Genomic DNA, 21,327 nt, shown 5'->3' on the forward strand with positions numbered 1-21,327 from the left:
CCGTTTAAAAGCGTTTTACTGTTCTAAATCCGACATGGCTAGTTGCAAGGTCGAGTTCCTGTGGATGCCTCGCGGCAGCACGATAACGCGCGCAATAGTTGGTAGCGCATAAATAAGACCCACCTTTAATCGTGTATTGCAAAATCTGTTCGTGACTTTGCCGATATTTCGATGGATCTCCCATATGATGATCTCTTGGTCCTGTGTAGGGTGTTTGCGTCCATTCCCATACATTGCCAATCAAGTCGTATAAGCCAAATGGGTTTTTACTAAAACAACCAACAGGGGCAACATCCTTAAAACCATCTTCCTGAATGTTTTTATAAGGAAATTCGCCTTGCCAGAAATTGGCTACAATATGGCCTTCGTGGGTCGGGCCAATATCGGAATTTTGTTGAAAACCTTTGGCTGCATATTCCCACTCAAGCTCAGTCGGTAAGTCATGACCTAGCCAGTTCGCATAAGCATAGGCATCATTCCATGTCACCATGCGAACAGGCTCATGAGGCGCAGGTTGTTTAGGGTTGTTTGGGCCCCATGGATGTTTCCAATTGGCCCCTTTTTCAAACTTCCACCACTGTAATTCTTCAACTGGATGATCTGGCTGTACAAACATAGCTGCGCCGCCTTGCTTCTCTGCATCGGTGACATAACCCGTTTGTTTAACAAACTCTTGAAATTGAGCGTTGGTGACTTCAGTTGCATCAATTAAAAAAGCGGGAACTGAAGTTGCCTGTAAGTTTAATGGGCGTTCATCTTCATAACCTTGTGTGGTGCCTAAAACAATTTTTCCTTGCGAAAGCTTGACCATGCCTGCTTCTTTATTGTTAGGCCATCCCGAAGGAAGGCCTGAATAGGAAGAACATTTAGCTTTAGTGCCTAGGTCGGGCAAAGGATTTTGTTCTAGTCGAGGTGTAGTTTTTTGGCATGCACAAAGTAAGAGGAAAGATGAAAGAATTATGATTTGTTTCATCTGGTTTTCTCTACTTTTTGTTGTATTGCTCAAAATCCACAACGCCGTTTTCATCGGCATATCTTAAATATTTGTCATTTAAGACTTTGACTATTTCAGGATGTTCTGCATAAACATTATGTTGCTCATTAAAATCTGTTTTTAAATTGTAGAGTTCCCAGCCATGACTCTTAAATTTAGAAGGTGAGTTTTCAACAAGTTTCCATTCGTCAGTTTTAGCGTAGCGGCTGCCATGTAGTTCTTTAAAGTCATAATAATTAACAGGACGAATACGGGCAGTATTATCTTTAAACGCAGGGATCAGACTAAAACCAGATGGTTTAATTTTGGTGCTTGAAGTTGGATAAACCTGATTATTTTGAATACCAGCTAGCTCCATCACAGTTGGGAATATATCTCTGACTGTCGCAAAGTTATTGTTAATTCCATGTTGTTTAGAAACTTGCACAGGTGATTTAACAATGAATGGAACTCGAACTCCACCTTCTGAGGCGGCTGATTTCCAGTAAGTGAATGGCGTACTGCTGACTTCGGCCCATCGTGGTCCCATATAAACATATGAGCTGGCGTTGCCTATATTTTCATAGCGATTGTCGGCATCACCCATTGGGAAATTATGATCACCACCCTCAGCGCCGTTATCTGACATAAACACAATCAAAGTATTGTCATATAAATGATGCTTTTTAAGATATTGAATGACATCACCCACGCGGTCGTCTAACTGGGTAACCATGCCCGCATAAACTTCCATTTTGCGCGCTTCGTATTTGCGCTCTTGTGGTGTAAGTTCATTCCAGCTTTTGGTGCCTAAAGCTTGATTGCCACGTTCGACTGGGTATTCTGCATTTGCAGGAATTAATCCTAGTTGCTTTTGTCTCTCAAAGCGTTGCTTACGAATTGCATCGTAGCCTTGATCGTATTTACCTTTATATAAGTCTCTGTAATGAGCGGGTGCCTGTATCGGCCAATGTGGAGCGGTATAGGCTAAGTAAGCAAAAAATGGTTTTTGCGCTTTATTTTTGTCTAAGTACTCAAACGCTTTTTGTGTAAAAAAGTCGGTCGAGTAGTAGTTGTCAGGTAAAGTGGTCTTTTGACCATTTTCAGTGTATTGGGTGTTGCGCGGATAGTTTTTAGGTTGGTCTTTAAAGTGTAAATCGAAGCCATTGAGTAGAGCAAAAGATTGATCAAAACCACGAGCTTTAGGGTTTTGGTCGGGAGCATAGCCTAAGTGCCATTTACCGACCATGAAAGTGTAATAATCTTTAGTCTTTAAAATCTCTGCGAGTGTATACGCATTTTGAGTTAAGTGACCTGAATATCCATCAATTTTGAGTAGTGCGCGCGGACTATCGGCGCCAACCAATTTTTCTTGTCGTTTTGACGTTTCATACATGGCACCTAAACCTACCAAGTGGTTATCTGCACCTGTCATAAGCTGTGCACGAGTAGGTGAACACATTGATGAAGCATGAAAATTAAAAAGCATTTTTCCTTGCTTTAACAAACTATCAATATGAGGAGTTTTAATTTCGCCACCATAAGCACCAATATCTGAAAATCCAAGATCATCGGCCAAAATAATCATGATATTAGGTGGTTGTTGATTTTTTGGAGGTGCTGCTTGCGTTGTGTAAAACAATTGGCTGGCAAAAAAAAGTCCCAATGTAAGCTGGCTTACTCTTTTGAGTTTCATAACAACAATCCTTTGATGTTTTAAAAATGCATCTTGCATTTCCTGGAAATAAACTGAGCTTTTTTTGGCTAAAAAATGCTCCGGAATCGATCATAATAGATTTTTTAATATGGATCCATAAAAATATTCAAGCATCCTAATTTTATGTTTTTAATAATTTTATACTTATATAATTTATGTGTTTATATACTTTTTAATAATCCGTTTATAATTTTAGTTGATTTTTTGGATCCAAATATTCAGTATAGAAAAAGAGCAGGATGCTCAAAAAACAAATATTCCTCTAGGTCATTATGGATACGGATGTGCATAACCACCCAATCGCTCATATCAGCAATGTCGTGTGTATGTCTTATCCAAGGGAGATACACAAATGGAAAGAGACGTTCTAAGTGAGATCAATCAAAACAACATGAGCCGTTACCAATGGTTCGTCATTTTGATCTGTATTTGTCTAAATATTATTGATGGCTTTGACGTGATGGTAATGGCATTTACCGCTCCATCTGTTTCGGCAGAATGGTCACTTTCAGGCGCACAAATTGGTTTGTTACTCAGTTCAGGTCTTTTTGGAATGGCTGCCGGTTCAATTTTTCTTGCACCTTTAGCCGATAAAATCGGTCGACGTTTACTCATCTTAGTTTGTCTTGTTATTGCAGGTCTTAGCATGCTGGGCTGTGCTTTTGTACAAAGCCACGGCATGTTAGCCGCACTTCGGTTTATTACTGGAATTGGGGTGGGTGGCATCCTTGCGAGTAGTAATGTATTGGCGAGTGAATATGCCAATGCTCGCTGGCGCAGTCTTGCTGTGAGCTTAATGTCTACCGGTTATGGAATTGGCGCGACACTGGGCGGGGTACTATCACTGGCATTGATTGAGCACTTAGGTTGGCGCTCAATCTTTTTAGCAGGTGGGATTACAACCATTGGAATGCTGCTAATTAGCGCATGGTTATTACCAGAATCTTTAGATTACTTACTCGCGAAGCGACCAAAACAGGCACTAGAACGAATTAATGCAACTGTAAGTCGTATGGGACTAAACGAATTACCAGTTATGCCGCGTTATGAAAAAATCAGCACGCAAAATGGCAGTGAACTGGGCAAATTATTTGCTGGACAACTTGGATTTCAAACGTTTTGTTTGTGGTTTGCATTCTTTTTGGTGATGTTTGGCTTTTACTTTGTGATGAGCTGGACACCAAAAATTCTTATTTCAATGGGGATGTCGCCACACCAAGGTGTAAGTACTGGCATTTTAATTAGTATTGGCGGGATTTTCGGGGCAGCCATTATTGGTTTATTAGCATCACGCATGAAAATTTTCTATGCCTTAAGTCTATTTTTAGGGCTAACCTCGGCATGTGTTTTCCTATTTGTCGCAGTCTCCGCTCAAGTCAGTGTTGCACTCATGGTTGGGTTATTACTTGGCACACTCATCAATGGCTGTGTAGCAGGTTTATATTCTATTTCTCCAACAATTTACGATGCTGAAATTCGTAGTCGCGGCGTGGGCTATGCAATTGGTTTTGGACGAATTGGGGCAATTTTATCGCCAACGGTCGCAGGCATTTTTCTGGATAAAGGTATAGCACCCGCAACACTGTATGCCTATTACGGTGTGGTCTTTATTTTGGCTATTTTCCTGATTTTAAGTTTGGGCAATGCTTTTTACCGCAGTCAAAAAGAGCAAAACTACTCTCTTAAAACAGCACCTTAATCCATTAAAAATTAAATAGTTGAGATAAAAAATGAAAAAGACACCATTATGGGTGGGGGTATGCTTGTGCCCATTATTTAGTCAAGTTGTGCATGCTGAGTTTATTGCAGACAGTAAAGCTGAGCTGACACTGCGTAATTTTTACTTTGACCGAGACTATAAAAAAGACCCATATCCCTATACAGCAGCCAGAGATTGGGCGCAGGGTTTAATTTTTAAAGGACAGTCTGGTTATACTGAAGGTGCGGTTGGGTTCGGTGTTGATGTACTGGCAATGGCAGGTTTTAACCTGATGGGAAGCCGTGCTGATGACTATACGCGTAGTGGCTTATTACCAGTGAATACCGATAACTCACGTGATGATTATTATGGAAAAATCGGCATTACAGGGAAGGCTAAATTTAGAAAAAATGAGCTTTTTGTGGGGGATCTGGTTCCACAATTACCGACCATATTTTCATCGCCAGCGCGTTTGTTCCCTCAGACTTATCGCGGTATCCGCTTTGTTTCAAATGAAATTCCAAACCTTCAACTCGAATGGTTTTATGTCGACGAAGTGCGTCAACGTGACTCAATCCGTTATACCGATGTTGGAACAGACAATATCAACCATCGTTTTGACAAAGCGGCAACTACTGATTCTTTTTATACATTAGGTGGAAGCTATCAGTTAAAGGATTATCGTCTACGGGCTTATCATGCTGAACTGAAAGACATTTACCAACAACAGTTTTTAGGTTTTAACGGCAAACAACCTTTAAATGATCAGCTTAATTTTTTAAGCGACGTGCGTTTTTTTAATAGCGAAGAAACTGGAAGCAAAAAAATTGGAGAAGTTGATAACCGACATATTAGTGGCTTATTTGGTTTGAACTATCAAAACCATACAGTTTCTTTGGGCTACATGCAGTCGTTTGGCTCGACTGGTCTGCCATTTTTGTCGGGAACTGAAAGTCCAGTCGTGCTTGATTTTATGAGTTCGGACTACTCAAATAAAGACGAAAAAGTCTATTCGATTCGTTATGAATATGACTTTAAAAATGCGCGGGTAGGTGATGTTTCATTAAACGGACTGCGTTTTATGACTCGCTATGCAAAAGGTGAAGACATTGATTTATTGCAATATGGCGATCAGCGTTTTAAAGAGGAGTCGATGGAATTTGATTTGGGCTATAAAATTCCTGAAGGTAAGCTAAAAGGATTGGGAATGCGAGCCCGTTTTTCTCACTACCGCAACGATATGCCAAGTAATATGACATTTCATTCGACAAATGAAACGCGGTTAAATGTCGATTACACCTTTAAATTTTAATGTTCAATATTTATTAAATTAAAGACAAGTTAAAACATTGTGAGCAGCAATGTTTTAACTTTAGTTATCAACTGCACAAAATCCCTCTATAATACCGCCAATCTTATTAAAGCCAATTGAGTCTCTCATTAAACACATGGCTTTAATCTCTCATTTTTTTAAGTCAATTTCTTCGCTGTGATTCGGCTTATTTTTCAATATTTAGAATTTTATGTGTCTGTGCTGACACATAAAAATATTTAGGTGCCAGCATGGAAATCAAGGTTAATTATCTCGACAATCTTCGACAGGAAGCTAAGTTCGATGACTTTACGGTAATTGCCGATCAACCAATTCGCTACAAGGGTGACGGTTCGGCACCGGGCCCATTTGACTATTTTTTAGCATCGTCAGCATTGTGTGCAGCGTACTTTGTAAAAGTGTATTGTGCAGCTCGAGATATCCCAACCGATAATATTCGTTTATCGCAAAATAATATTGTTGATCCTGAAAACCGCTATAAGCAAACCTTTAAAATTCAAATTGAATTACCAGCCGATATTTCAGAGAAAGATCGCCAAGGGATTTTACGTTCGATTGACCGTTGTACTGTTAAAAAAGTCATTCAGACTGGTCCCGAATTTATTATTGAAGAAGTGGAAAGCATCGATGCAGATGCGCAAGCATTGTTATTGCCAAGCTTAACTTCAGAAAGTCATACCTATATTCAAGGTAAAGACCTGCCATTAGAAGAAACGATTGCCAATATGTCTGCTATTTTGGCAAATTTGGGCATGAAGATCGAAATCGCGTCTTGGCGTAATATCGTGCCAAATGTATGGTCGTTACACATTCGTGATGCACAGTCTCCGATGTGTTTTACCAATGGTAAAGGTGCAACTAAAGAAAGTGCTTTAGCGTCTGCATTAGGCGAGTTTATTGAGCGTTTAAACTGTAACTTCTTCTATAACGACCAGTTCTGGGGTGAAGAAATTGCCAATGCTGAATTTGTGCATTATCCAGATGAAAAATGGTTTAAACCGGGTCCAAATGGCGAATTACCTAAAGAAATCTTAGATGAATACTGTCTGGAGATTTACAACCCAGATGATGAGCTACTGGGCACACATTTATATGACACCAACTCAGGTAACGTAGAGCGTGGCATTTGCTCGTTACCTTTTGTACGTCAGTCTGACGATGAAGTTGTATATTTCCCATCCAATTTAATTGAAAACTTGTACTTAAGTAATGGTATGAGTGCGGGCAACACTTTGGCAGAAGCCCAAGTTCAATGCTTGTCAGAAATTTTTGAACGTGCTGTAAAACGTGAAATTTTAGAAGGTGAAATTGCACTTCCGGATGTTCCTGAAGAAGTATTAGCAAAATACCCAAGTATTGTTGCTGGTATTAAAGGCTTAGAAGAGCAAGGTTTCCCTGTATTAGTTAAAGATGCATCGTTAGGCGGTCAGTTCCCTGTAATGTGTGTGACTTTAATGAACCCGCGCACGGGTGGTGTGTTTGCATCTTTCGGTGCGCATCCAAGTTTTGAAGTTGCGTTAGAACGTAGTCTGACTGAATTACTTCAAGGCCGTAGTTTTGAAGGCTTAAATGATTTACCACAACCGACTTTCCAAAGTAATGCGGTCACTGAACCAAACAACTTTGTTGAGCACTTTATTGACTCGAGCGGTTTGGTTTCTTGGCGCTTCTTTAGTTCTAAATCTGACTATGACTTTGTTGAATGGGATTTTTCTGGCGAAGGCGAAGAGTCGAATGCAGAAGAAGCTGCAACATTGTTCGGCATTCTCGAAGAGATGGGCAAAGAAGTATATATGGCAGTGTACGAGCACTTAGGTGCGACTGCTTGCCGTATTTTAGTACCAGATTATTCGGAAATTTATCTCGTTGAAGATTTGATTTGGGACAACACCAATAAAGCACTTTCATTCCGTGAAGATATTTTAAATCTGCATCGTTTAGATGATGAACAGCTTGAGGCATTGGTTGAGCGTTTAGAAGAATGCGAGTTAGACGATTACACAGAAATCACCACACTCATTGGCATCGAGTTTGATGACAATACAGTTTGGGGACAGCTCACAATCTTAGAGTTGAAATTGCTGATTTATGTTGCTTTACAACAGTTTGAAGAAGCAAAAGAGCTTGTCGAAACTTACTTGCAATATAACACCAACACCGTTGAGCGCGGATTGTTCTATCAGTGCATGAACGTGGTGCTTGAAGTGATGCTAGATGAAGAACTAGAGCTTGAAGACTATCTGACTAACTTCCGTCGTATGTTTGGTGATACACGAATGGATGCGGTATTAGGTTCTGTCGATGGTAGCGTTCGTTTCTATGGTTTAACACCAACAAGCATGAAACTAGAAGGACTTGATCGCCATTTACGTCTGATCGAGAGCTATAAAAAATTGCATGCAGCTCGTGCTAAAGCCGTGGCGATGTAATTTAAAAAGCGAAATAAAAAAAGCCTATTTTTAAATAGGCTTTTTTTTATAAAACAACTTGCTGGTTTAAGCAGAAGCTTTGGTGATCTCTATGGTTTCTGCATCTACTGTATCATCTTGCTGTTCATCCAAAGTATGTTTAGCCGGAATATACGACATTGCGCGTTCTGCTAGAGCTGTAATGGTAAGACTTGGGTTAACGCCCAAATTTGCACCTAACATTGAACCATCTACAACATATAAGTTTTTATAGTTAAAGACACGGTTTTGTCCATCCACTACGCCGCGTTCTGCACTTGAAGCGATTGCACAACCACCCATACAGTGGGCTGTAAAAGGCACGTTAAACAAAATTTCGGTAATAGTCGTCATGGGGTGCCCATTAAACATTTTGGCAACTTTTTCGGTAAAAGCATTGGCCTGTGGAATATACACAGGTAGCTTTTTACCTTCGCTCGATAACACCTTACCAAAAGGCCAGAACCAATTACGTTTCAAGCGCATGTTAATTGAGGCATCAGCTGTTTGCATCACCAAGAAAATTAAGGTTTGACGTGCAAAACTTACAGGGTTACTCATGCGAAGGAAAATAAATGGATGGCAAATGAGTGCCCATAACCAAAAGAAAATACGCGTCCAACCTGGTTTGCCTTTAGCCATGTAAGTACACATAAGGCCCATGGCATCTGAACCAGTTTGGTAACGAGTCGCTTCAATGTGAGTGTCATGGTCAAGGTAAATACTTGAACCAATGGCAACACCTTTACTCATGTCGACATCTTTACCAAAAAAACGAACGCCTAAAATCGACTCGGCATTGGTACGTACCCGATTGCCCAAATCATCAGAAATATTTGGCAGAGAACCAGACTGTTTTAAACGGAACAGCATCTCTTGGGTACCCAAAGACGATGCCGAAAAAATCACATTTCGAACACGCCATGTACGGCGTTGTTTATTAAACCATGAGCTTGAACATTCAGTCGTAACTTCATAGCCATCGCTGCCATCGGCTTTACCATTGAGTGGTTTAACATCAACGACTTTGGTTTCTTCGTAAACCTTGGCGCCATTTTTTTCGGCAAAGTACAAATAGTTTTTATCTAAGGTATTTTTTGCGTTGTGTTTACAACCCGTCATACAGCCGCCACATGCCGTACAAGTTCCGCGGTCTGGACCTTCACCGTTAAAGTACGGGTCAGGGTAGGTCTTGCCGCCTTGTTCACCTTCGGGTGGAAAAAACGTTGCAACGCGCGTCGGCTTAAATGTATGCCCAACACCAACTGCATCGCCCATTTTTTTTAGCATGTGGTCGGCAGGACCGAAAATTTTATTATCCGTCACCCCAAGCATACGTTCTGCTTCAGCATAGTGCTGTGGCATTTCTTTTTTCCAGTCCGCTGCATCTGCCCATGTGCCTTCATCCCAAATATGTTCAGGTGGAACAAGTAAGGTATTGGCATAGGTGATTGAGCCACCGCCTACAGCATTACCGCAAATAATGGTGACATGGCGAAAAAAACGCATATTGAAATAACCGAAAAGTTTCATGCCCGGGCGCCAAATCCAACGACGGGTATTCCAGTTATTTTTAGCAAAATCTTTAGCTTCCCAGCGTCGCCCCATTTCCATTACAGCAACTGAGTAGCCCTTTTCGGTTAGACGGCAGGCAGAAACACTACCACCAAAGCCTGAACCAATAATGAGGTAATCATAGTCATAATTGTTTGTTGTCATGCCGAGGGCTCCTCTCTGGCGATATTTTTATATTGACTGTGTATGTTTATCAATGAATTGCCCAATGCGCTCAATCGAGTCATTAGATTCTTTTAGTATACCCGCGTGGAACTGAAAAACATGCCCGACTCGGTCATAAACCTTCAAGTTCGTCGGAATACCATACTTTTCGGTTTGTTTAGCAAGGCGTTTTGCATCGTCTAATAAGACTTCTTCTGTACCTACATGAATCAAAATAGGCGGTATTCCAGTTAAGTCTGAATAGAGTGGGGAACAGGTTGGATCGGTTGCCGATTTTTGTCCGCAATAGTTTTTTGCACACCAAGCTAACCAGTTTTCAGAGAGCATCGCATCTTGAGCAGCATGAGTTTTCATCGTGCTTCCAGAGAGGCTTAAGTCAACCCAAGGTGAAAGTAAAACTAATGCCCCTGGTAACGGTAACCCTGCATTTCGTATTGCAATTGCAGTACTTAAACTCAGTCCGCCACCAGCTGAGTCACCCGCAATCACGAGTTTTTTCGGGTCTTGTCCTTGAGCAAGTAAAGCTTTATAAACTGCAATGATATCTTCAATAGCAGCAGGGTTTGTGTGCTCTGGGGCTAGGCGATATTCAGGTAACCAGACTTTTGCTTGAGCTGCATGTCCAATTTGAGCAGCAAGCTTAGTGTGACTTTTTGAGCTACCCACCACATAGCCACCGCCATGTAAATACAAGATACCAAGCCCTGATTGAGTTGTTTTGGGCTGAATATGAACTGTCGGTACTTGAGCAATTGTTTGCTTTTTTGTTTTATAGCCACGTGGCCCAAGCACAATTGCACTGGCTGCATCACTACAAAAACGTTGTAGCTTTAGTGGTGTTTTAGGGGATAAAGCTGGACGTAGCGTGGTACGAATAGTCCATGCAAGAAGCTGCTTCATAATAAGGACTCATAATAAGCATTTAATGTCAGTCAGCATCTCTTAAAATGAAGAGTATGCTGACCACTATTTTTATTTTGCTGATTTGTTGAGTAGGCGAGTTTGCAAGGCAGTCGCAGTTGCAAAAATCTTTTGGTAACCCTGCGGAAGAATACGTTGAATCACATCAACGGCTTTCGCATCGGCTCCAATGAGTAAGCGGCGCCGGTCTTTACGAACAGCTTCTAAAATTTGTTGAGCTGCCTCATCCGCAGGGGTGCGAAGTAATTTATCGAAAGCATCCTGACTTTTTAAAGGATCCATTCCTAAAGACTGGACGCTATTATTCATACGCGCAGCTTTGGCAATATTGGTACGGATACCACCCGGATGCACACAGGTCGCACTCACTCCAGCATTTTGTAGATCGAGTTCTTGGCGTAGGGATTCAGTGAAGCCACGAACGGCAAATTTACTAGCGTTATAAGCACTTTGAGTTGGTTGAGCTGTTAAGCCAAACATACTGGAAATATTAATAATATGCCCGTCACCACTTTGTTTTAAGTAAGGTAAAAACTCTTTGGTACCATAGACCACGCCCCAAAAATTAATACCAATCAGCCATTCAAGATCTTCATAGCTCACACCTTCAGCCGTACTACCTATTGCGACACCAGCATTATTAAAAATCAGGTTAACTTGGCCATGTTCATCTACAACTGCCTTTGCCCAAGTTGCAACTTCATCACGCTTAGCCACATCGACTTTTTGTGTAGTTACTTTGACTGAATAAGGCGTTAACAGCTCGACTGTTTTAGCTAATCCAGCTTCACTAATATCGGAAAGTGCCAGATGGCAACCTTGTTTTGCGAGTGCTATAGCAATTGCTTGTCCAATACCAGAGCCAGCACCTGTCACAGCTGCGACTTTATTTTTAAAAGACTTCATAAAATTCTCCGTTTTTTTTTCTCATTTCCTATGGTGAAGCTTGTTTAAGAAATAGCCGAAACCTGAGTGTAGTTTTCAACATCGAAGCAACGTGTACGTTGACGATATTCAAGAGTAAAACCCGGCCAGTTATTGGTATTCTTGCCATCAGCAGTTTGATACCAACTCGTACAACCTTGCGCCCAGACAGTTTTTTTCATTTTTTCTTGAATGCTTTGATTAAACTCATGTTGAACTTCTGCACGAACATTGGTGAACAGAAGTTTGTTTTGTAGGGTTGTTTGAATGGCATCTAAAATATAATTCACCTGACTTTCAATCATATAAACAATTGAGTTGTGCCCAAGATTGGTGTTTGGACCATAAAGCATAAAGAAGTTTGGAAAGCCGCTCACAGTTAAACCGAGATAAGCTTCTGCACCATCTTTCCATGTGTCTTTTAAGGTACGACCATCAAGACCTGTGATCTGCATTGGTGCCATAAACTCCGTTGCGGCAAAGCCTGTACCATAAATAATGGTATCGATTTCACGCAGATTTCCTTCCGTATCTAAAATACCGTTTTCAGTAATTTCTTGAATGCCAGTATTAATGACATCGACATGAGGTTGAGTCAGCGTTTCATACCAGTGGTTAGAGATTAAAATACGTTTACAACCAATTGGATAATCCGGCATTAAACGGTGGCGTAATTTCCCATCTTTAACGACTTTACGAATGTGGCGCTGGAATAAATATTCCACCAAAGGCATTTCATTGAGTGAGGTTGTAAAGGCCAGTAAACGAATTTCATGGTGTCCATATTGCAAGGCACGGTCCAGACTTTGCAAGATCGGCAGTTTACGGAAAGCTTTTTTCTCTAAGGGTTGGTAAACCCGATCTGGTTTAGGAATAACATACGGTGCCGAGCGTTGATAAACGTCTAGATGTGTTACTTGTTTTGCAATTTCAGGTACGAACTGAATTGCGCTTGCACCTGTACCAATCACAGCAACACGTTTGCCAGTTAAGTCATAATCATGATCCCAACGTGCTGAGTGAAATGCCTTGCCTTTAAAGTTTTCAATGCCTTTAAGTTTTGGATAGGCAGGGCGGTTGAGTTGGCCTACCGCGCCTACTAAGAATTCAGCTTCGAACTGTTCACCAGAAGTACTTTGAATGTGCCATACACCTTGCAAAGCATCAAATTCAGCACTGGCTATTTCAGTATTAAATTGAACATGTGGGCGAAGGTCATATTTATCGGCGCAGTGGCGTAAATATTGATAAATCTCTTGAGATGTCCCGTAGCGATTTTTCCAACCAAGTTCTTGCTCAAAAGAAAAGGAATACAGATGAGAAGGCACATCACAGGCAGCGCCCGGATACGTATTGTCACGCCAAACACCACCAACATCGGCAGCTTTTTCAAATAGGGTAAATTGTTCAAAACCTGCTTGTTTGAGACGAATGGCAAGTCCTAGACCACCAAAGCCAGTGCCAATAATGGCGATGCGTACATTTTTATTTGAATTAGTCGACGAATTAAACATAGGCTGCTCTAAATCCTTAAAAACAGTGGGCGAAAGAATCGCAATTTCCTGTATGCAGAATAGACGTTTATTAACTTGATTTAGAGGATGGATGAGGACAAAATATTGTGATTCGAGGACATTTTGGGAAGTACAGTGACGTACGCTTGGGCATTTGAACGCAGCATACATAGTGTCCGACTCATGGCTGATTTTGCAGTAGAAGCAGGAGCTTCTTATCAGACCATTTTAGATGGAACAGGATTGAGTCAACAGCAGTTGCTTGACCCGAATATGGTGGTGTCAGGGCAACAGGAATTACAGCTCATTCATAATCTGGTTGCACAGTTTCCAGACCGACCAGTGTTGGGCTTAGAAGTAGGTACACGCTATCATTTCACAACATTTGGGCCATTAGGTATGGCGCTGATGAGTAGTGCCAGCATTCGTGAAGCGCTTGATTTAGCTCTCACTTATTTTTCACTTACTTTTGCGTTTACCCATTTTTTAGTTTCAGATACTGATGCAGGAACACGTGTCGATATTGAAGAGGAAGGAATTCCATCTTTGGTTAGGCAATTTATTATTGAACGCGATGCTGCCGCTCTTATTACGGTGCAACGCGACCTCGTACAAGATAACTTTTGCCAATATTTGGCTTTTTCTTTTGAACCTACAGATCATTTAGAGGCTTATGAAAAATTATTTGGGGTCATGCCTGAATTTGGTTCTAGCAAAAGTTTTGTTCTGCTTGATGCACAGAAAATTAATCAAAAGCTGCAAATGGCAAATGAGCTGGTGCTATATACGGCAGAAGAACAATGTCGACAAATTTTAGATAAGCGTCAAACCCAAAAGAAATTTATTAATTTAGTACAACAGCAATTGATGACTGTGCGAGGTGAAATGCCTTCTATGGAAATCGTAGCTGAACGTTTGCATTTAAATATTCGTACTTTACGCCGTCACTTGGCATCTGAAGGAATGACTTTTATTCAAATACGTGAAGAAGTAAGACAAGTTTTAGCTGAGCAATATTTGGCATTACCAAAAGCTTCGGTTGAGCAGATTGCCGAGTGGTTAGGCTATGCAGAACCTGCCAGTTTTATTCATGCCTATAAAAGATGGCATGGGAAAACACCTCATGCCATGCGGCTTAACAACCAATAACCAAGGTATCTTTATTTCTTTAAACGTAAATGCAATAACCGCGTTGCTGAGGTGTGGCGAATTTCATCGATTCGTGCATTAAAATATCGTTCAGTAATGGCTTCCCCTGAAAGATCTTCGACCACTTCAAATCCCATCTGCTCCACTGCATGATGTAAATCTATTGGTTTAAATTGACCTAATAAAGGTTCTTTCAGCAAATGGGTAAACTGTGCAACGCCCATACTTCCAAGTCGCTCAATACCATTTAATTCCTGAAAATCGGTTGAATAGTCGAGTACCACTTCACTACCGTTTGCAGCAAATTCTGCAATACTTTTTAAAGTTTCCAAGGTGGTTTGCGGGTTTAAATAGTGCGTTGTGCCTAACCAAGAAAAAAATGCAGGAGCAGATGAATCATAGGCACTTCTGGTCAGGGCTTCCGAAATAGACTCTTTTTCAAAGTTAATCGCGACAAACTCAACGGTAGTAGGAATATTTCCTAACTTTTTTAGCTTAGTCTGTTTGGCAGTTTGAGTATCAGGGTGATCGACTTCAAAAATTTTCAAAGTAGGGTAATGGTGTGATTCACGTAGTGCAAAAGAGTCTAGGCCAGCACCCACTAAAACATATTGTTGAGTATTTTGTTGAACTGCCTGATCAAGTAAATCTTCGGCATAACGAGAGCGTCCGACTACTTGCCCAGTAAGTAGACCTAAAGTGCGGTTTAAAATCGAAGAATTCATGACTTTAACAATAAGTGGGCTAGAGAGCAGTTTTTTCCAGCCTTTACTGGTTAGTTCAAAAGCATAAGGGTCTGAAAATACAGGGTTCTTTGTATTTTTAAAATGATTGGCCCGTAATGCAGCGGCAGCTTCGGCGGTACGACTTGATTGACCTTCTTTCATCTTTATCCTGTTTTTTTATTTCTTGAAGATATTCAACGAAGAAGGCAGTGTATTTCATGAAAACCTAAAATACACTGCCTCTTTCTTACAACGGATTTGATCGAAATTACAAATTAGTGAGTTTTCATCGTTTGATACGTCACTTCATAATCTTTCAAATCTACTTTTTTCAAACGTTGTTTAAGTTTTTTCAATGACCAAGGCCATGCAGCAAAGTTACGCCCGTTGGCATCAAGGTAGTAACTCTTACAGCCGCCGCTATTAAATACCGTTGTTTGTAAGTGCTTTTGCACTAAATCATTATGCTTTTTAATCACATCAGATTTAACATTTAATTTGCTAATTCCTTTGTTTTTAATTTTCAATAAGCCATCTACGATATAGTCGAGCTGCGCTTCTGCCAAACCAATGAAAGAGTCATAGACCAGTACGTTAGGCCCTAAAACTAAAAATGCATTGGGTACATTTTCAATGTTAGTCCCCAAGTAAGCCTCTGGTGAACTACTTTTCCATATGTCTTGTAAACATTGACCTTTTTCATTGTGGACACGTTTACCAATGGGTGGATGAGATACTTCAAAGCCTGTACCCCAAATAATCACATCCACTTCGTGGCGTTCACCATTGGCAGCAACCACCGTATTGCCTTCAACCTTCACTAAGCCATGAGGGATCAGGGTCGTGTTTGGTGCTTGTAGTGCTGGATAATAATTGTTAGCGAATAAAATACGTTTACAACCAATGTCAAAGTTTGGCGTTACGTTTTTACGTAGTACAGGGTCATTAATTTGCAATTTAAGTAATTGCTTACCCAATACATTGACTGGTTTGAGCGCAAGAGGGTTACGTAAACCAAAGTTAATTGCATTCAGCGTTAGCGCTACACTTTTACGCCAGCTCGCCTGAATAGCCGGATATTTGGCAATGACTGATTTACTAAACTCGCCCAAGTCTGTATCTGGTTTTGGTAATACCCAAGGTGCTGTACGCTGGAATACAAAAAGCTCTTTCGCTTTTGGTTGAATTTGTGGCACAAACTGAATAGCAGATGCACCAGTACCAATCACGGCAATGCGTTTACCAGTTAAATCATAATCATGGTTCCATTTAGCTGAATGGAACATCTCGCCTTTAAATGTGTCTAAGCCTTCAAGACGTGGAATTTGAGCTTCGGTAATTGGACCTGTAGCAAAAATAACGGTTTTAGACAAATATTGACCAGTACTGGTATCAAGCACCCACACATGACGTGAGTCATCCCACGCTGCGTTGAGCAGTTCGCTATTAAACTCGATTTTAGACGTAACATTAAACTCGTTACTCACATCTTCCAGATAACTTAAGATTTCTGGTTGGCGTGCAAATAGATGGCTCCATTTTGCACTTGGTGCAAATGAATAAGAGTAAAGAGCAGAAGGTACATCACAACCACAACCCGGGTAGGTATTTTCACGCCATGTTCCACCAACACGGCCAGCTTTTTCAATAATCTTATAATTGGTATAACCAACTTGATCTAGGCGAATAGCAGCGGCGATCCCTGAAATACCAGCACCCACAATAAAAGTATCGAAAATATGGTTTGGTGATTTGACAGCTTTTTTTGCTGAAGCATTTGTTTTCATTTGAGCAGTCATATGTGTACTACCTATAAATTTCTTATTTAAATAATTTGTACGAGGTGCCAAGGAACTTGTTATACAAGCTTGGAGATGCACGTTTCATGAGCCAGAATAACTTCGCATCAATTTGAGGAATGGTATACAACTCATCCTGATCAAGGCGATTAAGCGTTAATCTTGCGACATCATCACTTGTCGTGAAGGCATAGTTCATCAGCGCATGGTCTGCTAGCTTTGAATAGCGTCCTGGAATTCGACCATTTTTAATGATATTGGTTGGAACCAGCGTCGGGCAGAGTACATTCACTTTAATATTAAACTTATGCAGTTCAGCTGAAAGCGTTTCTGAAAGCGCACGCACACCCGCTTTAGTCACGTTATAAGCGGTCATTTCTGGTGCAGCAGTGTAAGATGCAGCAGATGCCACATTAATAATTGCACCGTAACCTAGCTTTTTAAACTTTGGAACAAATGCATGACAACCATGAATAACACCCCAAAGGTTAATATTCATGACCCAGTTCCAGTCTTCTAGGCTTAGCTCGTCAAACTTGCCACCCAAACCCACACCAGCATTATTAATAACAAGAGTTACAGGGTGTCCAAGTAAGATTTCAGCAGTTTCAGCTAGATGATTAACCTGTTCAGCATTACCCACATCACAACGCATAGCAAAAGCTTTAGCGCCTTCTTGTTCAAGAAGTTTTACTGTTTCTTCAGCAGCTTCGAGATTAATATCTGCACACACTACGCTGCCACCACGTTTTGCAAGTTCAAGTGCAAAACTTCGACCAATCCCACTGCCTGCACCCGTCACTACGGCATAAGCTTTTTGGCTTGGTTTAACTTTCTTTTTGCCAAATAAAATCATGATTCATCCATAAATAGCTTGAAGAGATACCAGCTATCTTTTCGATAGCTGGAAATACAGGACGATTAAGACATGCGTACTGGTGGGGTAAATTCTTTAACAAAGTAAGGTGCAATCGCACCGCCTTCGTTCAGTAATTTTTGTTTGTAATACTCAAGATATTCAGTTGTATCGTGATCATTTGGATGAAAGTCTGGACGTAAGTAGTCAAGAATTTGACCAATCGTACTGCCAAAAACACCATCTTTTGGACCAAAAATTAAGCCTACACCACGACGAGCATCTTTCCAGAATTTTAAGGTCAGCATCTCTTGCGGTTTTCTTAACACAGGAACAAATAACGTTGTCGCAGGGATTAAGCCTAAAATCGTAAATAGCGCAAGGAAGAAACCAGATGCGCGCAGTGGATAGCTGCCATTTAAGATTTGATAAACATCGTAGGCAATGTCTTTATGTTCAGATTCTTCAAGCATATGCCACATCCACAACGCACGGCTTTTTGCATCATCTGAATAATAGAAATTCTTTTCATGCTTCATCATGTATTCAGCAAGTACCGCAGTAAAATGCTCAATACCTGCCATCATTGACAATTTTAGTGGTTGTGGAAATTTCAAAAATACATATTTAAAGAAGTTCGAACCAAGAAAACGATATAGCGCAACAGGATATTCAGCATCTTGAAGGGCATCGTTATATTCATTATGCAATTTAGAATGAATTGCTTCTTGTCCAATCAGTGAGGTAACACGTTGCTTTAAAACTGGGTCTTTAATAAATTCGCGGTGATGGCGAGCGGTTTCAATAACCAGATCTTCACCATAGGTTAAAAACACCGAAAGTGTGGCAAAAAACAAAGTAGCAAATTGATTGTCCATATAAAATCTGACATCAATTTCCTTTCCATCAAAACCAATATTTAAATGTCGGATTGGAATTGAGCTTTTGCTAGAAAAATCCGGTAACTCAATTTCACGCTGAAATTTAAGTTTGTTGAATGATTTTTTAACTGCGGTCGAGATCATGGCGACACCCTGAGGCAAAGTAGTGGTGCATTTTGATGAAAATCAATAAACTCAATGATCAACAAAGCACTGTAAAATTCCATTTTCAAAAGCAGATGATTCTCTGCATTGACTACGGTGTTGTTGCTCCGTTATTTGTTTGATTATTTGGCTGAATAACGGAAAGAAGAGGAAAGATAGACAAACTATTTAGTGACTCTTCTTTAATTTTTTCATATTAATCTGACTTTATGTTCGGATTCAATTCGGGTAAATTTTTAAAAATATGAAAGTATTTTATAGACCCGTTCTACAATAAAAAATTTAGATTTAATGGTTTTATATAATTGAAAAATAATAAATTAATTTAAATTTTAGCTATTGCGGCGGTCACTTAAAAATACAGTTTTACTCATAGCTTGGGTCATGTTTTTCCCATTTCTTTTTACTAAGTTTGACAACTATTCGGATTTTGTTTTTATATTTCTTCTGAGTCAAATTACATGCTAATCTGACTTTATGTTCGGATTATTGATTAGATCGTATGACTACGCGTAAACCTCGTCAAACTCGAGCCAAAGTCACTGTCGACACGATTATTGAAGCAGGTTTTATTGCAGTGGCACTTCACGGACCAAGTGGCACTACAACACGCCATATTGCAGAGATTGCAGGGGTGAGTGTCGGGTCTTTATACGAATATTTTAAAAATAAAGAAGAAATTTATGATGCGATGAATCACTTTTTTGTTCGGGAAATTCTGGACATGATTACAGAGCTTACACCGACGATTTTACAGTTGGATTTAGAGCCTGTCATCGAAATGATTTTTTATACTTTTAGTGATTTATTAAAGAAAAATAACGACCGCTATTTGACTGTTTTGCGTTATGCAGGGGAGTTACAGTACGACAAATACATCCCAAAAATTGAACAGGCTTTAATGGAAGTGATTATGAAATATATGATGCACAATCCTAAATACCTAAAAATCAATAATTTGCCTGTAATTACCTACATTTGTATCAATAGCGGAATTTTTAATGTCGCACGGCATCTTATTTTGCCAAACCCTTATATTAGTTTTGATGAAATGGTGCAGGGGCTAACCACGATGATTATGAGCTATATCAATACAGAGATGGCACGTTCAGAAGAACATTGAGCTGAGTTAGAATTTTATAAGTCCGATCAACAATAAAAAAGCCCTCGCATAAATTTTATGCGAGGGCTTAGTTACATTATGGCATGGTTGGAACTTCTTCAGGACGCATATCGAAAATCAAAATTTCGGCGTTATCACCATTGGTAAACGATAAACTTCCGCCTTCACGAATACGTGCAGCATCGCCAGTGTTAAATGTTTTACCATTTACATCAACACGACCTTTGGCAACGTGTAGGTAAACATATCGATCCTCAGGAATCACAAATTCAGCAGTTTCTTCACCGTCAAAAAGACCTGAGTAAATATTAGTGTCTTGTTTGATCGATAAAGTTTTCTCGCCACCTTTTGGTGAGATGATCAAATGCAATTTACCGCGTTTGTCTGCTTCATCAATATGAACTTGTTGATAGCCCGGATCTGTATTCACTTCATTTGGAACAACCCAAATTTGTAAAAAATGAACGCCTTCTTGAGCTGAATGGTTAAATTCACTATGAGCAACGCCACGACCTGCACTCATGAGCTGAATGTCACCCGGCACAATCACAGAACCTGTACCCATTGAGTCTTTATGCTCTAAAGCACCTTCAAGCACATAGGAAATAATTTCCATATTGCGGTGAGGGTGAGTACCAAAGCCTTTAGATGGAGCAACGTTATCATCATTAATTACAAGTAGATCAGAAAAACCAACTTGTTTAGGATCCCAATAGTTAGCGAATGAAAAGCTATGTTTTGATTGTAACCAACCATGATGTGCTGCACCACGCTCGTGAGATAAACGCATATCAAACATGATGTATTCTCCTGATTTAATTTTCTATCTGAGCGTAGTTTATCGTAGCGTTTATCGTAATAAAGCACTGAAAATGGAAAGCTTGGTGCGATTTTTAGAACGATTAAATGAAAATTATTTTTTGACTAAGAAAAAGGGCTCGTTTGGTTAAAATTGAAATTTTACTTTTAAAGCTAAAGATGAAAATCGAGAAATAGGGAGATCGCCAAACACTTTTAAATAGAACAATTGAAAGAAAAATGAATCTTTTTATCCTATTTAATTGGTAGAAAATTTAGAGATATTTCATGCTATATACACATTAGTCTACTCTGTGTATTTAAATGAACTTAATAATGGGAATGAATAAAAAGCTAATATTAAAAATAATTAAACCTAAACTATTTGGAAATAAAGTTACTTTTCAATGGAAATGTTTTGTATTTAACAATGATTGTAATGGTGAAATTAAAATCACCTTTCTTTTCAATAGTTTGAGTGAGAGTGTGTTATTGTAAATAAATGTGAAAATATTCACAAAGCTATAATTTTTTGTTAAGATCATTAACATTAAAAACATAGA

At 39.8% G+C, this 21,327-nt stretch carries 16 protein-coding genes; 5 read left to right on the top strand and 11 right to left on the bottom strand.

All coding sequences use genetic code 11. The features are described 5' to 3' along the window. Nucleotides 1-4 precede the first annotated feature (4 nt). Nucleotides 5-958, bottom strand: a complete 954-nt coding sequence (locus QLG01_RS01630) for a formylglycine-generating enzyme family protein (RefSeq protein WP_282495711.1) — start codon at nt 956-958, stop codon at nt 5-7. Between the two features lie 25 nt (nt 959-983). Next, the gene (locus QLG01_RS01635; protein WP_282495689.1) at nt 984-2,669 is read right to left on the bottom strand and encodes an arylsulfatase; all 1,686 of its coding nucleotides are present in this window, start codon (nt 2,667-2,669) and stop codon (nt 984-986) included. Nucleotides 2,670-3,042: 373 nt separating this feature from the next. On the opposite strand from QLG01_RS01635, the gene QLG01_RS01640 reads away from it, so the two are divergent. The 3 genes from QLG01_RS01640 (at nt 3,043) to QLG01_RS01650 (ending at nt 8,151) form a co-directional block, all read left to right on the top strand. After that, on the top strand, nt 3,043-4,389 hold the full coding sequence (locus tag QLG01_RS01640) for an MFS transporter (protein ID WP_199988215.1): 1,347 nt from the start codon (nt 3,043-3,045) through the stop codon (nt 4,387-4,389). Between the two features lie 31 nt (nt 4,390-4,420). Beyond that, a complete protein-coding gene (locus tag QLG01_RS01645) occupies nt 4,421-5,701 on the top strand; it encodes an OprD family outer membrane porin (RefSeq protein WP_282495690.1) in 1,281 nt (426 codons plus the stop codon). A 251-nt stretch (nt 5,702-5,952) separates the two neighbouring features. Continuing rightward, nucleotides 5,953-8,151 carry an OsmC domain/YcaO domain-containing protein gene (locus tag QLG01_RS01650; RefSeq protein ID WP_262448734.1) on the top strand — a complete coding sequence of 733 codons (2,199 nt, stop codon included), beginning with the start codon at nt 5,953-5,955 and terminating at the stop codon, nt 8,149-8,151. A 66-nt stretch (nt 8,152-8,217) separates the two neighbouring features. Here the strand turns inward: QLG01_RS01650 and QLG01_RS01655 are convergent, their stop codons facing one another. The 4 genes from QLG01_RS01655 to QLG01_RS01670 form a co-directional block, all read right to left on the bottom strand. Next, nucleotides 8,218-9,888, bottom strand: a complete 1,671-nt coding sequence (locus QLG01_RS01655) for a GMC family oxidoreductase (protein WP_282495691.1) — start codon at nt 9,886-9,888, stop codon at nt 8,218-8,220. Nucleotides 9,889-9,915: 27 nt separating this feature from the next. Next, a complete protein-coding gene (locus QLG01_RS01660) occupies nt 9,916-10,809 on the bottom strand; it encodes an alpha/beta hydrolase (RefSeq protein ID WP_282495692.1) in 894 nt (297 codons plus the stop codon). Between the two features lie 72 nt (nt 10,810-10,881). Beyond that, complete coding sequence (locus QLG01_RS01665) at nt 10,882-11,736, bottom strand: SDR family oxidoreductase (protein ID WP_013198516.1); 855 nt, start codon at nt 11,734-11,736, stop codon at nt 10,882-10,884. 44 nt (nt 11,737-11,780) lie between these two features. Then, nucleotides 11,781-13,268: an NAD(P)/FAD-dependent oxidoreductase gene (locus QLG01_RS01670; RefSeq protein WP_282495693.1), complete on the bottom strand. Its 1,488-nt coding sequence runs from the start codon at nt 13,266-13,268 to the stop codon at nt 11,781-11,783. Nucleotides 13,269-13,403: 135 nt separating this feature from the next. On the opposite strand from QLG01_RS01670, the gene QLG01_RS01675 reads away from it, so the two are divergent. After that, nucleotides 13,404-14,417 carry an AraC family transcriptional regulator gene (locus tag QLG01_RS01675; protein WP_282495694.1) on the top strand — a complete coding sequence of 338 codons (1,014 nt, stop codon included), beginning with the start codon at nt 13,404-13,406 and terminating at the stop codon, nt 14,415-14,417. Between the two features lie 11 nt (nt 14,418-14,428). Here the strand turns inward: QLG01_RS01675 and QLG01_RS01680 are convergent, their stop codons facing one another. From QLG01_RS01680 to QLG01_RS01695, 4 genes are all read right to left on the bottom strand, one after another. Continuing rightward, entirely contained in the window at nt 14,429-15,304 is an 876-nt protein-coding gene (locus QLG01_RS01680; RefSeq protein ID WP_282495695.1) for a class I SAM-dependent methyltransferase, read from the bottom strand. A gap of 113 nt (nt 15,305-15,417) precedes the next feature. Continuing rightward, entirely contained in the window at nt 15,418-16,941 is a 1,524-nt protein-coding gene (locus QLG01_RS01685; RefSeq protein WP_282495696.1) for an NAD(P)/FAD-dependent oxidoreductase, read from the bottom strand. Nucleotides 16,942-16,963: 22 nt separating this feature from the next. Beyond that, on the bottom strand, nt 16,964-17,797 hold the full coding sequence (locus QLG01_RS01690; protein WP_005299298.1) for an SDR family NAD(P)-dependent oxidoreductase: 834 nt from the start codon (nt 17,795-17,797) through the stop codon (nt 16,964-16,966). A 65-nt stretch (nt 17,798-17,862) separates the two neighbouring features. Next, the gene (locus QLG01_RS01695; protein ID WP_005299295.1) at nt 17,863-18,822 is read right to left on the bottom strand and encodes a metal-dependent hydrolase; all 960 of its coding nucleotides are present in this window, start codon (nt 18,820-18,822) and stop codon (nt 17,863-17,865) included. A gap of 523 nt (nt 18,823-19,345) precedes the next feature. Between QLG01_RS01695 and QLG01_RS01700 the strand changes: the two genes are divergently transcribed. Continuing rightward, nucleotides 19,346-19,966, top strand: coding sequence for a TetR/AcrR family transcriptional regulator (locus QLG01_RS01700; RefSeq protein WP_199942452.1), 621 nt, complete (start codon nt 19,346-19,348; stop codon nt 19,964-19,966). A 76-nt stretch (nt 19,967-20,042) separates the two neighbouring features. Here QLG01_RS01700 and QLG01_RS01705 read toward each other — a convergent pair whose 3' ends face one another. Next, a complete protein-coding gene (locus QLG01_RS01705) occupies nt 20,043-20,765 on the bottom strand; it encodes a pirin family protein (protein WP_282495697.1) in 723 nt (240 codons plus the stop codon). Nucleotides 20,766-21,327: the final 562 nt, after the last annotated feature.

The sequence above is a fragment of the Acinetobacter sp. V89_4 genome, from assembly GCF_029967875.1.
GTDB lineage: Bacteria > Pseudomonadota > Gammaproteobacteria > Pseudomonadales > Moraxellaceae > Acinetobacter > Acinetobacter oleivorans.